The sequence below is a fragment of the Cryobacterium sp. TMT2-10 genome (assembly GCF_004403075.1).
Lineage (GTDB): Bacteria > Actinomycetota > Actinomycetes > Actinomycetales > Microbacteriaceae > Cryobacterium > Cryobacterium shii.
The window spans coordinates 22,136-34,066 of sequence record NZ_SOGW01000054.1; the positions used below are offsets into that span (position 1 = coordinate 22,136).

The 11,931-nt window shown below is 69.2% G+C and carries 10 protein-coding genes; 8 read left to right on the forward strand and 2 right to left on the reverse strand.

Annotated elements, in window-relative coordinates; genetic code table 11:
• The first annotated feature begins 128 nt into the window (after window positions 1-128).
• The 3 genes from E3T37_RS06090 (at window position 129) to E3T37_RS06105 (ending at window position 3,656) form a co-directional block, all read left to right on the forward strand.
• Window positions 129-1,424, forward strand: a complete 1,296-nt coding sequence (locus E3T37_RS06090) for a sensor histidine kinase (protein ID WP_134365923.1) — start codon at window positions 129-131, stop codon at window positions 1,422-1,424.
• Entirely contained in the window at window positions 1,421-2,932 is a 1,512-nt protein-coding gene (locus E3T37_RS17070) for a hypothetical protein (protein WP_194087844.1), read from the forward strand. The genes E3T37_RS06090 and E3T37_RS17070 overlap by 4 nt, the downstream gene beginning before the upstream one ends.
• Before the next feature lie 94 nt (window positions 2,933-3,026).
• The gene (locus E3T37_RS06105; RefSeq protein ID WP_134365924.1) at window positions 3,027-3,656 is read left to right on the forward strand and encodes a thymidine kinase; all 630 of its coding nucleotides are present in this window, start codon (window positions 3,027-3,029) and stop codon (window positions 3,654-3,656) included.
• An 18-nt stretch (window positions 3,657-3,674) separates the two neighbouring features.
• Here E3T37_RS06105 and E3T37_RS06110 read toward each other — a convergent pair whose 3' ends face one another.
• Together E3T37_RS06110 and E3T37_RS06115 are read right to left on the reverse strand one after the other, a co-directional pair.
• Window positions 3,675-4,535, reverse strand: a complete 861-nt coding sequence (locus E3T37_RS06110) for a hypothetical protein (protein ID WP_198415983.1) — start codon at window positions 4,533-4,535, stop codon at window positions 3,675-3,677.
• 3 nt (window positions 4,536-4,538) lie between these two features.
• On the reverse strand, window positions 4,539-5,276 hold the full coding sequence (locus tag E3T37_RS06115) for a helix-turn-helix transcriptional regulator (protein WP_134365925.1): 738 nt from the start codon (window positions 5,274-5,276) through the stop codon (window positions 4,539-4,541).
• A gap of 381 nt (window positions 5,277-5,657) precedes the next feature.
• Between E3T37_RS06115 and E3T37_RS06120 the strand changes: the two genes are divergently transcribed.
• The 5 genes from E3T37_RS06120 to E3T37_RS06140 all read left to right on the forward strand — a co-directional run bounded on the left by E3T37_RS06120 (window position 5,658) and on the right by E3T37_RS06140 (window position 11,908).
• A complete protein-coding gene (locus E3T37_RS06120; RefSeq protein ID WP_134365926.1) occupies window positions 5,658-6,314 on the forward strand; it encodes a response regulator transcription factor in 657 nt (218 codons plus the stop codon).
• Window positions 6,311-8,617, forward strand: a complete 2,307-nt coding sequence (locus tag E3T37_RS06125; protein ID WP_134365927.1) for an ATP-binding protein — start codon at window positions 6,311-6,313, stop codon at window positions 8,615-8,617. The genes E3T37_RS06120 and E3T37_RS06125 overlap by 4 nt, the downstream gene beginning before the upstream one ends.
• A 257-nt stretch (window positions 8,618-8,874) precedes the next feature.
• Entirely contained in the window at window positions 8,875-10,317 is a 1,443-nt protein-coding gene (locus E3T37_RS06130; RefSeq protein WP_134365928.1) for a polysaccharide biosynthesis tyrosine autokinase, read from the forward strand.
• Window positions 10,317-10,922 (forward strand): low molecular weight phosphatase family protein, encoded by a 606-nt coding sequence (locus E3T37_RS06135; protein WP_134365929.1) that lies wholly within the window; start codon window positions 10,317-10,319, stop codon window positions 10,920-10,922. Before E3T37_RS06130 ends, E3T37_RS06135 begins: the two co-directional genes overlap by 1 nt.
• An 8-nt stretch (window positions 10,923-10,930) precedes the next feature.
• Complete coding sequence (locus E3T37_RS06140) at window positions 10,931-11,908, forward strand: hypothetical protein (protein ID WP_134365930.1); 978 nt, start codon at window positions 10,931-10,933, stop codon at window positions 11,906-11,908.
• Window positions 11,909-11,931 lie beyond the last annotated feature (23 nt).

The following is an 11,931-nucleotide window of genomic DNA, read 5'->3' on the forward strand; positions in this document are numbered from 1 at the left end:
CGCACGAACGCGCCGCAGAACGTACCGCAGATCGCGGTGCAGCACACGTGCGACCACACCAACACACACGCACCACACGCACCACACGCACCACACGCACCACACGCACCAACACGAACGGAACAGTAATGACGCTTGGCTTGCCAGACCACCTGGTGGCGAGAACCATCAGTCACGCCCTCGCGCGTGCCTCGCACTGGTTCGGACTCACCTGCCTCGCCGGCGCACTGCTCGCCCTGCTGGCCCTGAACTTCGCCCACCGCCCCACCGCCACCGCCGCCACCGCCTCCACCGCCTCCACCATCTCCACCACAACCTCCGCCGCCCTCTGGCTCACCATCCTCGCCCTCCTCGCCATGGCCGGCTTCCTGATCGAGCTCTCCCTGCGCCGCACGGTCACCCTGACCATCGCCTACCTGATTGTCGGCAGCGGCTGCATCTACCTCTTCACGGTCACCATCCTCGGCATGCCCGACGTGTTCCCGTTCTCGAACCTGTTCCTGGTGGCCCTGCCCAAGCTGGCCCTGATCATGGTCGGCGGCGCCGGCACCGGCGCCCTTGCCGGCGTGCTCTGGAGCACCCTCGGCTTCGTGCTGGCCGAAGCCGTCACGGTGCTCGCCGCCCTCCAGACGCAGGTGCCCTACAGCCCCGACCCCTTCACCATCTCCACCTACCTGTTCCTCGTCGGCGTGCTCCTCTTCGCCCATTTCGCCCGCCGCCAGGCCGCGGCCCAGACCGCCCTGCACCGGGCCGTCCTCGCCGATCGGGCCCGCCTGCTGCGCCACGACCTCGACCAGCGCGCCCTGGCCCGCACCCAGGACACCACCCTCACCGAGCTCGTCGCGCTCGCCCGCGCGCACGCCGGCCCGCTCAGCCCGAACCTGGCCGGCAGCATCCGTGCCACCCTGCAGACCCTGCGCGGCACCGACTGGCTGACCGACGCCGACCAGCGCAGCGTTGAGCCGTCCGCGGGCACGGATGCCTGGCTCACCAGCGAGGTCTACGCCGCCATCGAGCGCAGTCGCGATCGCGGCCTCGTGGTCGAAGTCACGGGGGAGCGCGCCGCCCTCGGCCGCCTCGACCCGGTCAGCGACCGCGAGCTCGGCCTCGCCGTGCAGCAGTGCCTGACCAACGTGATCCTGCACTCGGGCATCGTGGCCGCCGAGGTCGTGATCGAGAGCGAACTCGACAGCATCTCCCTGATGGTGATGGACGCCGGCCGCGGCTTCACCGAATCCGAAACCGGCTCCGACCGCCTCGGCCTGCGCCAGGCCGTGCGCCACCGCATCGAACGCCTGGGTGGTTCGGTGAGCATCCTCACCCGCCCCGGCGCGGGCACATCCGTACTTCTGAACGTGCCGGTCCCCATCTCAGACCCGATCACGACGGATGCCGCAACCCTCGGCGAGCAGGCCCCCCGATGACCGCCGCCACCCCCGGCGCCAGCACCGCCCCCGAAACCGCTCCCATCCCCACCACCGCGGCCACCCCCACCCCGCTCGCCCCCGCGACGCCCACCCCGCGCACCCTCACCCAGCAGCGGCTCGACCCGCTGGGCACCCTCGCCACCTGGCCGCTCGCTCCGGTCATCGCTACGGTCGTTTTCGGCTACGCGGCGCTGGCCACGTCGTGGCAGGCCGACCAGTCGCGGTATCCGGTGCTCGTCGGGCTGGCCCTGCTGGCCATCGCCGGCGCGGCCGCCACCCTCGTCATCGGCACCCGGCCGTCCGAGCCGCCGTTCCGGCTCGGCTCTCACCTGGCCATGATCGGCCTCGCCGTCAGCGCCTACCTGCTCGACCAGGCGTCCCGCTGGGGCGCGAACACCCTCCTGCAAGACGACTTCGGACCCGTCGCCATCGGCCTCCTCCTGCTTGCCCTCGCCCCGTACCGCCCGTGGCGGGAGATCACCCTGTCGGCGGTGGCGGCATCCGTCATCGTCGCCGCCGTCACCGTGCCGCAGGCCCCATTCCTCGCCATCACCGTGCCGCCGGCCGTCTACGCGGTCGTGTCGGTCACCCCGGTTTTGGCCCTTGGCCTGGCCGCGGCCGCCTACTCCCGCCGCATGGTGCGCCTGCTGCTGGCTTGGCAGACGGATGCCCGCCGCGCCATCGCCGAACGCACCGAGGAGTCGCGCGGCCGAGTCGTGCGTGCCGTGGTCGGGCAGCAGCTCGCCGACCTCGAAACCGGCGTCTTCCCCCTCTTCACCGACGTGCTCGAACGCGGCGAGGTCACCAAGGCCGACATCGCCCGGGCCAACGAGCTGGCCGCCCGCGTGCGCCGTTCACTCGTGCAGGACATCGACCTGACCTGGCTGGACGCCGTCATCGCCCGGGAGCGCGCCCGGCTGGTCGAGCGCGGCCTGGATCCGCTCTTCGTGGTCGCCGACCCCGAGCACCGCGCCCTGCGCTTCGGACCCGACCAGCGCGCCGCCACCGCCGCCCTGATCAGCCTGCTCTGCGCCGCCCCCGGCTTCGACCCGCGCAGCCTCGTGGTGCAGGTCGCCGACGGGGCCCGGCCGGCCGCTCCCGGGCGCGCCGGGCAGAGCGAGCAACCCGCCGAACCCGAGCAACCCGCCGAACCCGAGCAACCCGCCGAACCCGAGCAGCCCGCCGAACCCGAGCAACCCGCCGAACCCGAGCAGCCCGCCGAACCCGAGCAACCCGCCGAACCCGAGCAGCCCGAGCCCACCCAGCCCGAGCCCGCCGAGCAGCCCCAGCCCGTGCCCGCCGGCATCGTCGACACCGTCACGATCCAGGCCGGACTCGACCTGCCCGCCGGCCAGGCCCGCGCCCTGCTCCGCCCCTACCTGGCCGTGTTCCGGGTCGTGTTCCCGCGGGTGCGGGTCACGATCAGCCGGCCGCTGGTGATGCTCGACTTCGGCGACCGCCGCCCGGCGCCCCGGGTCCGCCTCCGCCGCCGCCCAGTACGCTGAAGGAAGACTTCAGCAACCCAGCACGACCCCAGCACGACCCCAGCACGAGCACCAGCACGACCCGAACACAACCAGCCGAGGGGGCACCCACCGCATGGCCAAACTGTATTTCCGTTACGGAGCCATGAACAGCGGCAAGAGCACGTCCATGCTCCAGGCGGCCTACAACTATGAGGAACGCGGCCACAAGGTGCTGCTGACCAAGCCGTCGGTCGACACCAAGGGCGACCGCGGCATCCTCTCGCGCCTGGGCGTCACCCGGGGAGTCGACTACCTGCTCACCCCCGAGACGGATGCCTACGCCTCCTTCCAGCAGCACCGCACCGAGGTGCTCGCCGCCACCGGCCTCGACGTGAGCTGCCTGCTCGTGGACGAGGCCCAGTTTCTGACCGAGTCGCAGGTCGACGACCTGCTGCGGATCGCGATTCTTCAGAACATCCCGGTGCTGGCGTACGGCATCCGCACCGATTTTCAGACCGTGGCCTTTCCCGGCAGCCGCCGGTTGCTCGAGGTGGCGCACAGCCTCGAGGAGCTCAAGACGATCTGCCGCTGCGGCCGGAAGGCCGTGTTCAACGGGCGCCAGATCGACGGCGTCTTCGTCTTCGACGGCGCCCAGGTGGCGATCGACGGCGAGCAGGTCACCTACGAGTCCCTCTGCGGCTCGTGCTACCTCGAGGAGAGCGGCGGCGTGCTCAACAACCGCCGGCGTTCCGTGCAGGCCTGACCTGGCCTGGGGAGACCGTCAGGCCTCGGGTCGGCAGTCGATGATGAAGGCCATCAGCGTGGTGGCGTCCCCGGTGTCGAAGAGGGTGCTGAGGTGCTCGTTGTATTCGAGTCTGCGTCGAGCGGACACCGAGATGGCGTCGAATCCCGACGCCATGAGGTGGCCGGCCATCATCAGCCGGGACGTGCGTTTGTTGCCGTCGAAGTAGAACTGGGCCCGGGTGGCGGCACAGAAGTACGTGATGGCTTGCTCGCGCGCGTCCGGCAGGGTGTAGAGGTAACGGAGGAGGCGGTCGTGCTCGTCAATCAGAGTCTCCCCGTGCTCTCCAGGAGGGGACGCCTGGTAGGTTCCCAAATCACCCAGCCCGACAAGGCCTCCGCCGGTGACGTTGCCCTCTCCTCGAAAATGGACTGACTCGATTTCTTCATGCACGGCCACGCGGCGGTGCACTTCGTCGCTCACGTCTTTGGTGAGGGCGAAAGTACCGTCGCCGACGAGCGTGTCAACATAGTTGAACGCCTCCTGGAGGGCGAGGATCTGGTTCTGGTCATAGACCCGGTGCCCGCTCACCGTGACGCCTTCGAGGAGGGTCTGCACCTCGGGCAGGGTGTACGGGTTGCCTTCCAGCGACGCCGCATCCCAGATGTACTCCGGGAGGGCGGCCCGAAACCGGGCGCGGGCGCGGTCGGTGGCCGACTGTGGGAGCAGGTCCCAGGCAACGGATGCGGAGTCCCACACGATTCCTGTCGCCGCGCGCTGCTGATCGACAACGCTGCGGGGCAGGGAGCTCCCCGGCAGATCAGGTCGTGGCCGCGGCGGCTTCGTCCGCTTTTGGTACTGGTTTGACCCTCGGGCCCAGTTGTTGGGTGTGTCGGTCATGGTTCACCAGCTCCGTGCGATGGTTTCGGCTTCGTCTGCGAGCGCACCGCCGATGCCGAATGCGTCCACCAGGGTCTGGATGGGGGCGACCACCCGGATGCCGTCGTCGAGGAACGCGTCCACGTCCAAGTCGGCCGTGTACGGGACGACGATGAGGTCGGCCTCCTCCGGTCGGCACGGTGCCATGTGGGCCAGGCGCCGAACCAGGCGATGCGGGTCAGCGGTGTAGACCACGGACGGTCCGGCCGTGGGGCCGTCCGTGTCGGGGTTCAGCCTTCTGATGCCGCTGACCCCCGACAGGATCCATGGCGTTTCGCCGGCGCTGGCGGCCGCCGCGATCTTGAGCTCGTCCACGTTGCCGCACAGATATGTTGCGCCGGCGCGTTTCAACAGGGAGGAGCTCACGCCGGCAGTGCGAGCGATTTCGACGGGGTCACCGTTTGGCACCCAGCGGTGCAATCGGGCCTCCCAGTCGGCGACGGCCTTGTCCTTTTCGCCGGTCGCCGGCCCAGCCAGGATTTCCCGGGCAGCCCGGGCGGCGTTGACGTCCGAGAGCGGAGCGAGACTGATGTCCAGGTCGAAACCGGCGGCCAGGGCGAGTTCTCGGAGCGTGCCGACGGAGGGGTCGACCTGCGCGCCTTCGATGCGGTAGATCGTGGATTTGGACACGCCGGAGCGTAGTGCGAGCGCCCGCCGGTCAAGGCCGACGCTGGCTCGGAGGTCGTCCAGCAGCTGTCGCATATCCGGTACTCTACCTGAGTCATTCCCGTATATGGGACCTTGAATCGATATGTCCCATATTTGGGTCAGAACCTGATGCGGGCTAATCAAACCAAAGAAAACAGGGGAGAGGGGGCGCTCAAACGACACTGAGTCGTGAGCGCCCCACCAACCCCCCAGTTGATTTCCCAACTACAACGTAGGCGCGTTTTTCCCTCCTCACCAGCCGTCACTTTCTGTGGCACCCCAACGGGGGTGCTGCGCGGGGCACCCGAATCCTGTGCAAAACTGGCAGCGAAACCGCACCAGAACCGCAGCAAGCCGCACCAGAACAGCCGGTCACACGGCTCAACAAGACAACCAAACCCGCCATCGCCGAGCACCACCCATGCAAGGAACCTGATGTCCCGCTTCCGAGTCGCCCTGATCGATGACCACGAGATCGTCGCCCGCGGCTTCGCAAACCTCTTCTCCACCATCCCCGAAATCGAGGTCGTCGGCACCGTCGCGACCGTGACCGAGCTGCTCGAATCCGCTGCCTCGCAGGCGCAGCAGGTCGACCTGGTCATCCTCGACCTGCGGTTGTCCGACGGATCCCTGGTGGGCAGCAACGTGGATCGGCTGCGCGCCGCGGGGGCCGCCGTGCTCGCTTTCACCGGCGGTGATGACGAGGTGCTGATGCGGCACGCCGCGCGCAGCGGCGTGCTCGGCGTGGTGCGCAAGTCCGAGCCGACCGCGGTGCTGCTCGACGCGGTCACGCGCGCGGCGGCGGGGGAGACGATCGCGTCCACGGAGTGGGCAGCGGCCCTCGACGGTGACCCTGACCTGGCCGATGCCGGGCTGAGCAACCGGGAGCGCGAGGCGCTCTCCCTCTACGCGGCGGGCGCGAAGGCGCCCCTGGTGGCGTCGCGGATGGGACTGTCCGAGGCCACGGTGATCGACTACATCCGTCGGGTGCGCACCAAGTATGAGCGGGTGGGCCGCCCCGCCAACACGAAGATCGACCTCTACAAGCGCGCGCTGGAAGACGGCATTCTGCCCATCCCCGGCCAGTCGTGACCGCTCGCACGCGCAAGGTGCCGCCAGCTCCGACCGCGGTCGAGCGGCACGCGCGCGTGCTCTACGGGGCCATGGGTGTCGCCGCCCTGGCCTTCGGTCTGCTCTGCCTGGGCACCTACCTCGAACAGGCCTGGCGCCCCGCGCCGACCCTGTCGCTGCTGGCCTTCCTGCTGGTCTTCGGTCTCCCGCTGCTGATCGGCGTGCTCTCCAAATGGGCGTCGCTGCGCCTGCTGCGCTCGCTCGCCCTGGCCGACGGGGTCGTATTCCTGGCCATCCTCGCATTCTGGCTGGTCGTGCGCGCCGAACCCCTCACCACCGGGGCCTCCGACATCCCCTGGGTGATCTCCTTCACCGGAATCCCCGCCATGGCCGTGGCGGTGGCCACCCGCGACCGGATCGGCTGGGCCTACACGGCCCTGGTCTGCACGGCGAGCGGACTGCTGCGGGCCGCCACCACGACCGATCCGCAACCGCTCCTCGTGGGCGTCGAAGACGGCCTCTACTCGCTGCTCATGATCACGGTCTTCGTCGGCCTGACCGGGCTCACCCGGCGCCGCGCCGCCCAGGTCGACGCCGCCGCCCTGTTCGTGGGCGCCGATCAGGCCGCCCGGGCCGCCCAGGTGGCCCGCCAGCGGGTGCGGCTGAGCATCGACGCGCTCGTGCACGACAGCGTCATCTCCAGCCTGCTGATGGCCGGCCGCGGCGGCATCCCCGCTCCCACCATCGCCCGTCACGCCCAGACCACGCTGGCCCGTCTCGACGCTGTCCGCACCCCAGCGCTGAACCCGGGTTTCCGCGCCACCGGCCACGAACTGGTCGACGCGCTCGAGCAGCTGGCGGCAGACCTGGCACCGGATGCCGCGGTGCACTCCGACCTGTCCGACAACCTCCGCATACCCGCGGTGGCAGTGACCGCCCTGCTCGACGCCGTCGGCGAGGCGCTGCGCAATTCGGTCGCCGCGGCCGGACGCGGGCAGGGCCGCCAGGTGGTCCGCACCGTCACCGTGCAGGGTCGACGCGGCGGCATCCGGGTGCTCGTGCACGACGACGGCGCCGGCTTCGACCCGGCCAGGGTGCCCGCCGAGCGCCTCGGCATCACGCAGAGCATCATCGGCCGGATGGAGCGCTTGACCGGCGGCGCGGCCGCGGTGCGCTCCCGCCCGGGGGCCGGCACCGAGGTGGAGGTGTCTTGGACGCCCGAGCCGAGCCCCGCGGCAGCCCCGGCCCCGGCCGCATCCGCCGCCCTGGCGACCCTGGCCCGCACCGCCCCCGCTGCTGTCCTGACTCGCCCGGAACCGACCACCCCGCCCGCCCCCACACGCCTGCGCCCGCCGACCCCGGTGAGCCTCGCCATTATCGCGCTGTTCATCCTCGTGCACGCGCTGCTCGCCTTCGGTGACGATGAGCCGGGCGCGACCCTGCCGGGTGAGGTCCTCGGCTTCCTCGCCCTGGTGCTCGCGGCCCTCATCATGGCCCGCCCCGACAACAACCGGATGACCCGCGTCCGGGCCGGGGTCGTGGTCGCCCTGTGCGCTCTGGCGGGGGCGCTGGTCGCGTTCCCGATGACGCCGGCGAACCCCACCCCGTTCGGGCACTGGTACCTGGGCGCGATCACCCTGCTCCTGGTCGTCCTCGCCGTGCGAGGCCGCTCCGATCTGGCCTGGCTCGGCTATGCGCTGATGACCGTGGTCGCCATCGTCTGGTGCCTTGTCAACGGCCTTCCCGGGGTGAACGGTCTTGAGATGGTCAGCCGCCATGCCGGCACGCTGCTCGCCGGCAGTCTCTTTGCCCTGGGCATGGCGCGGTCGACCCAGGCCCTGTCCGTGCTGAATGGCGAGCGCGCCCTGCATAGTGCCGCGGCGGCCACCACTGTTGCCGCCATCGAGGAGCGCGAGTCGCAGCTCGCCCGGGTGAACGTGCTCTCCCGTCCCATCCTCGACCTGCTCGCACAGAGCACCGAGCTCGGTCCCGAGCTGCGCGCGGAATGTCTGTTGGTCGAGGCGACCCTCCGCGACGCCATGCGGGCGCGCGCCCTGTTCGTCGAGCCGCTCGTGTCCGCCACCCGTGCCGCGCGGCTGCGCGGGGTCGAAGTGACCCTGCTCGACGACAGCGGCGACCACCAGCCCGTTCAGATGTCGGCCGTGGTGGCCGCGGTCGCGGACGAATTGAACGTGCTGGTGTCGGGCCGCCTCACCGCCCGGGTGCTCCCTGCCGACCGGCCCTTCATCGCCTCGATCGTGATCGGCGCCGCCACGCCTCAGATGCTCATGGTCACACCGGAGGGTCTCCTCCAGGAGGCCTGACTGACTCCACGAAACACCCCAATTGGGGGGATGGCCATTGCAAATAACCGTGCCTTCGTCGGCGCTGAGGTCGGCGGCGTCCCCGGCGAAGCAGTTCTCAGCGCCATTTTTCGCCGTCCTGGATCGAGCGGCGCATTAGTCGAGAAAGCGTCACTCCCCGACGCGGGAAGGCCCCTTACCCTCATGTGAGAGGATGAACAAGGGGAAAAGGCGATTCGAGCGGTTCCTCTCTGTCAAGTGCTACCGGAGGAACGCGCGTGGAGCTCAAGGACTACCTCAGGATCTTCCATAAAAGTTGGATCCTGATTATCGCTTGCACCCTCTTCGGCATCGCCGGAGCAGCCGGAGCTGCCATCGCCACCACCCCGAAGTACATCGCCAACACCCAGCTCTACGTCTCGGTGCAGGCCTCCGCCGGCGCTGTGACCGGAGACCTGGTTCAGGGAACCAGCTTTGCCCGGCAGGCCGTCACGTCGTACGTCGACGTCGTCAACAGCGCCATTGTGCTCGACGAGGTCATCAAGGACCTGAACCTCGACCTGACCGCGGCGCAGCTCGGCTCCACCATCACCTCTGTCTCCCCTTTAGACACCGTGCTCATCGACGTCTCGGTCACAAACAGCGACCCCGAGCTCGCGGCCAAGATTGCCAACTCCGTCGGGCAGAACTTCAGCAAGGTCGTCGTCGACCGCCTCGAGAAGCCCGACGGCGACGCAGCCAGCCCCGTGAAGATCGAAACTATCCAGCCCGCGATCGTGCCGACCACGCCGGCCAGCCCCAACGTTCCGTTGAACCTCGCCCTCGGTCTTCTCGTGGGTCTGGCGGTCGGCATCGGACTCGCCGTGCTCCGCAGCGTTCTCGACACCCGCATCCACGGCCTGCACGACATCGAGCTCGTCACCGATTCACCGATGCTCGGCGGCATCACCAACGATCCCGGCGCGAGCCTGCGCCCCCTGGTCGTGCACACCGACCCGAAGAACCCGCGGGCCGAGGCATTCCGCAGCCTGCGCACCAACCTCCAGTTCGTGAACATCGAGGGTGGCCCGCGCAGCTTCGTTGTCACCAGCTCGGTGCCGGGAGAGGGCAAGAGCACGACCACGGCGAACCTCGCGATCGCCCTCGCCGAGACCGGCGCCCGCGTTGCGTTGATCGACGGCGACCTGCGGCTGCCCCGCGTCGCCGAGTACATGGGCATCGAGGGTGGCGTCGGCCTCACCGACGTGCTGATCGGCCGCGCGGAACTTGCTGACGTGCTGCAGAAGTGGGGCAAGAACAAGCTGTTCGTTCTGCCCAGCGGCCGCGTTCCCCCGAACCCGAGCGAACTGCTCGGCTCCGCTGCGATGGCCCGCATGCTCGGCGTGCTCACCGAGGAGTTCGACGTGGTGCTGATCGACGCCCCGCCGCTGCTGCTGGTGACGGATGCCGCCGTGCTGAGCAAGCTCTGCGGCGGCGCCATCATGGTGGTGGCCTCCGGGCGCACGAAGCGCAACGAGCTGACCAGCGCTGTGAAGGCCCTGGAGCGCGCAGGGAGCCGCCTCGTCGGCATGGTCATCACCATGCTGCCCACAAGGGGGCCCGACTCCTACGGCTATGGCCAGTACAGCTACGGCACGATCCACGAGGAAGAGAAAGTCGCTGTCGGGGCCGAAGCCCCCGCGACGCGGGGCATCCGCAAGGCCCGACGGAGAACCGCGTAATGCAGACCTTCTCCATTCTCACGGTCTGCTCCGGCAACATTTGCCGGTCACCGCTGGCCGAACAGCTGTTGCGTGTCGGCCTGGCGTCGTGGCCGCAGATTCAGGTGGCCAGTGCAGGAACCATCGGCCTGACCGGCCAGGGCATGCCCCCGCAAGCCGCCGACCTGTCGCGCCACTTCGGCGGTGACCCAAGTGCCCATGTGGCCCAGGAACTCACCGAACAGCACGTGCAGACCGCCGACCTGGTGTTCGCCATGTCCCGCGAGCACCGACGCGCCATCGTCGAGTTGGTGCCACGTGCGATCCGTTACACGTTCACTATCCGCGAATTCGCGCGTCTCGTTGCAGACGTCACCGATGACGACCTCGACGCGGCTGCCGCACTGCCCCTCGATGACGTTGTCGGGCGCCTCACCACTCTGATCGGGTTGGCCGCGTCTCAGCGTGGCGCCGTCGTCCCCCTGGTATCGGCCGATGACGATGACGTCGTTGACCCCTATCGCCGCAGCGATGAGGTCTATGTGGAGTCTGCCCAGCAGCTCGTTCCGGCCATTAATGCTGTCACCGCCCTGTTCCATCGAGCCGCGACGGTGCAGCCGAAATAGTGAAAGCCGTGGGGGGAAACAAGCCTAGGATTCGCAAGAACCGCAACAGCGTGCTGCGGCAGCGCCTGCTCATTGCAGGTCTGGCCGGGTTCTTGCTGTTCGACGTTGCACTGGTGTCCTTTGCGCTCACCCCGTCGAAGCCTTCCGCCACTGTGGGCACGGCGGCCGAGCCTGTCGAGACCACGACGCCGACTGCCGAGCCGTCGGACACCGGGCAGCCGGTGGTCGAGCCTGTTGAGACCCCGGCGATTACCTCCCCGCCCCCCAACCGTATCCTCACCGCCCTCGACGCATCCACACTCTGGCGTGCCACGACCGGTGGCTGCCCCGCCGCCACCGCGACCCCGGAGCTCTCCACCGACGCCGGTGAAACCTGGAGAGCGTTCGACGCGTCGAAAGGCACCGATGCCTCCTCCATTCTCTCGATCTACGTTTCCAGCAAGTCCGAGGCCTCCCTGGTCACACTCACGGCAGGGGACTGCACGCCGCAGCGCGTGACCACCTTCGTGGCCGGTGCTCAGTGGCAGGAATACCCCGATCGTGTTGGGTCGAACTGGTACGTTGACCCGACGGACCGGGCCACCGTGCACAGTCCGGCAGGTTCATTTACCGCACCCTGTTCCGCGGTGATTGCACTCGCCCCGCGCACCGACTCGACGGCCGCCCTGCTCTGCTCAGACGGCACTCTCTTTCGCACCGGCGATGGTGCCGCGACCTACGGGCCCGGGGTCGCTCTTTCCGGTGCCGCGAATCTGACCGTCAGTGACGACGGCTACATCATCGTGGCCACCGACCAGGCAGGCTGCGCGGGCGCACAGCTGCTCGCGACGTCTGAAGAGCCCGACGGGGAGCTGAGCCCGACCGGATGCCGTGAGGCGGAAGTCACTCCGGGCGACCTGGCTCTCGCGAGTGCCGGCGGAATTGTCTGGCTGTGGGCGGGGGACGTGGTGAGCAGTTCGAGTGATGGGGGCACGACATGGCAGTAAGCGACTTTGCAACGACCAGGATG

Excerpts from the sequence above, each read along its gene's own strand:
- E3T37_RS06090 (WP_134365923.1), top strand. The coding sequence starts at position 129 with ATGACGCTTGGCTTGCCAGACCACCTGGTGGCGAGAACCATCAGTCAC.
- E3T37_RS06110 (WP_198415983.1), bottom strand. The coding sequence starts at position 4,535 with ATGACCGACACACCCAACAACTGGGCCCGAGGGTCAAACCAGTACCAA.
- E3T37_RS06135 (WP_134365929.1), top strand. The coding sequence starts at position 10,317 with ATGCAGACCTTCTCCATTCTCACGGTCTGCTCCGGCAACATTTGCCGG.
- E3T37_RS17070 (WP_194087844.1), top strand. The coding sequence starts at position 1,421 with ATGACCGCCGCCACCCCCGGCGCCAGCACCGCCCCCGAAACCGCTCCC.
- E3T37_RS06115 (WP_134365925.1), bottom strand. The coding sequence starts at position 5,276 with ATGCGACAGCTGCTGGACGACCTCCGAGCCAGCGTCGGCCTTGACCGG.
- E3T37_RS06105 (WP_134365924.1), top strand. The coding sequence starts at position 3,027 with ATGGCCAAACTGTATTTCCGTTACGGAGCCATGAACAGCGGCAAGAGC.
- E3T37_RS06120 (WP_134365926.1), top strand. The coding sequence starts at position 5,658 with ATGTCCCGCTTCCGAGTCGCCCTGATCGATGACCACGAGATCGTCGCC.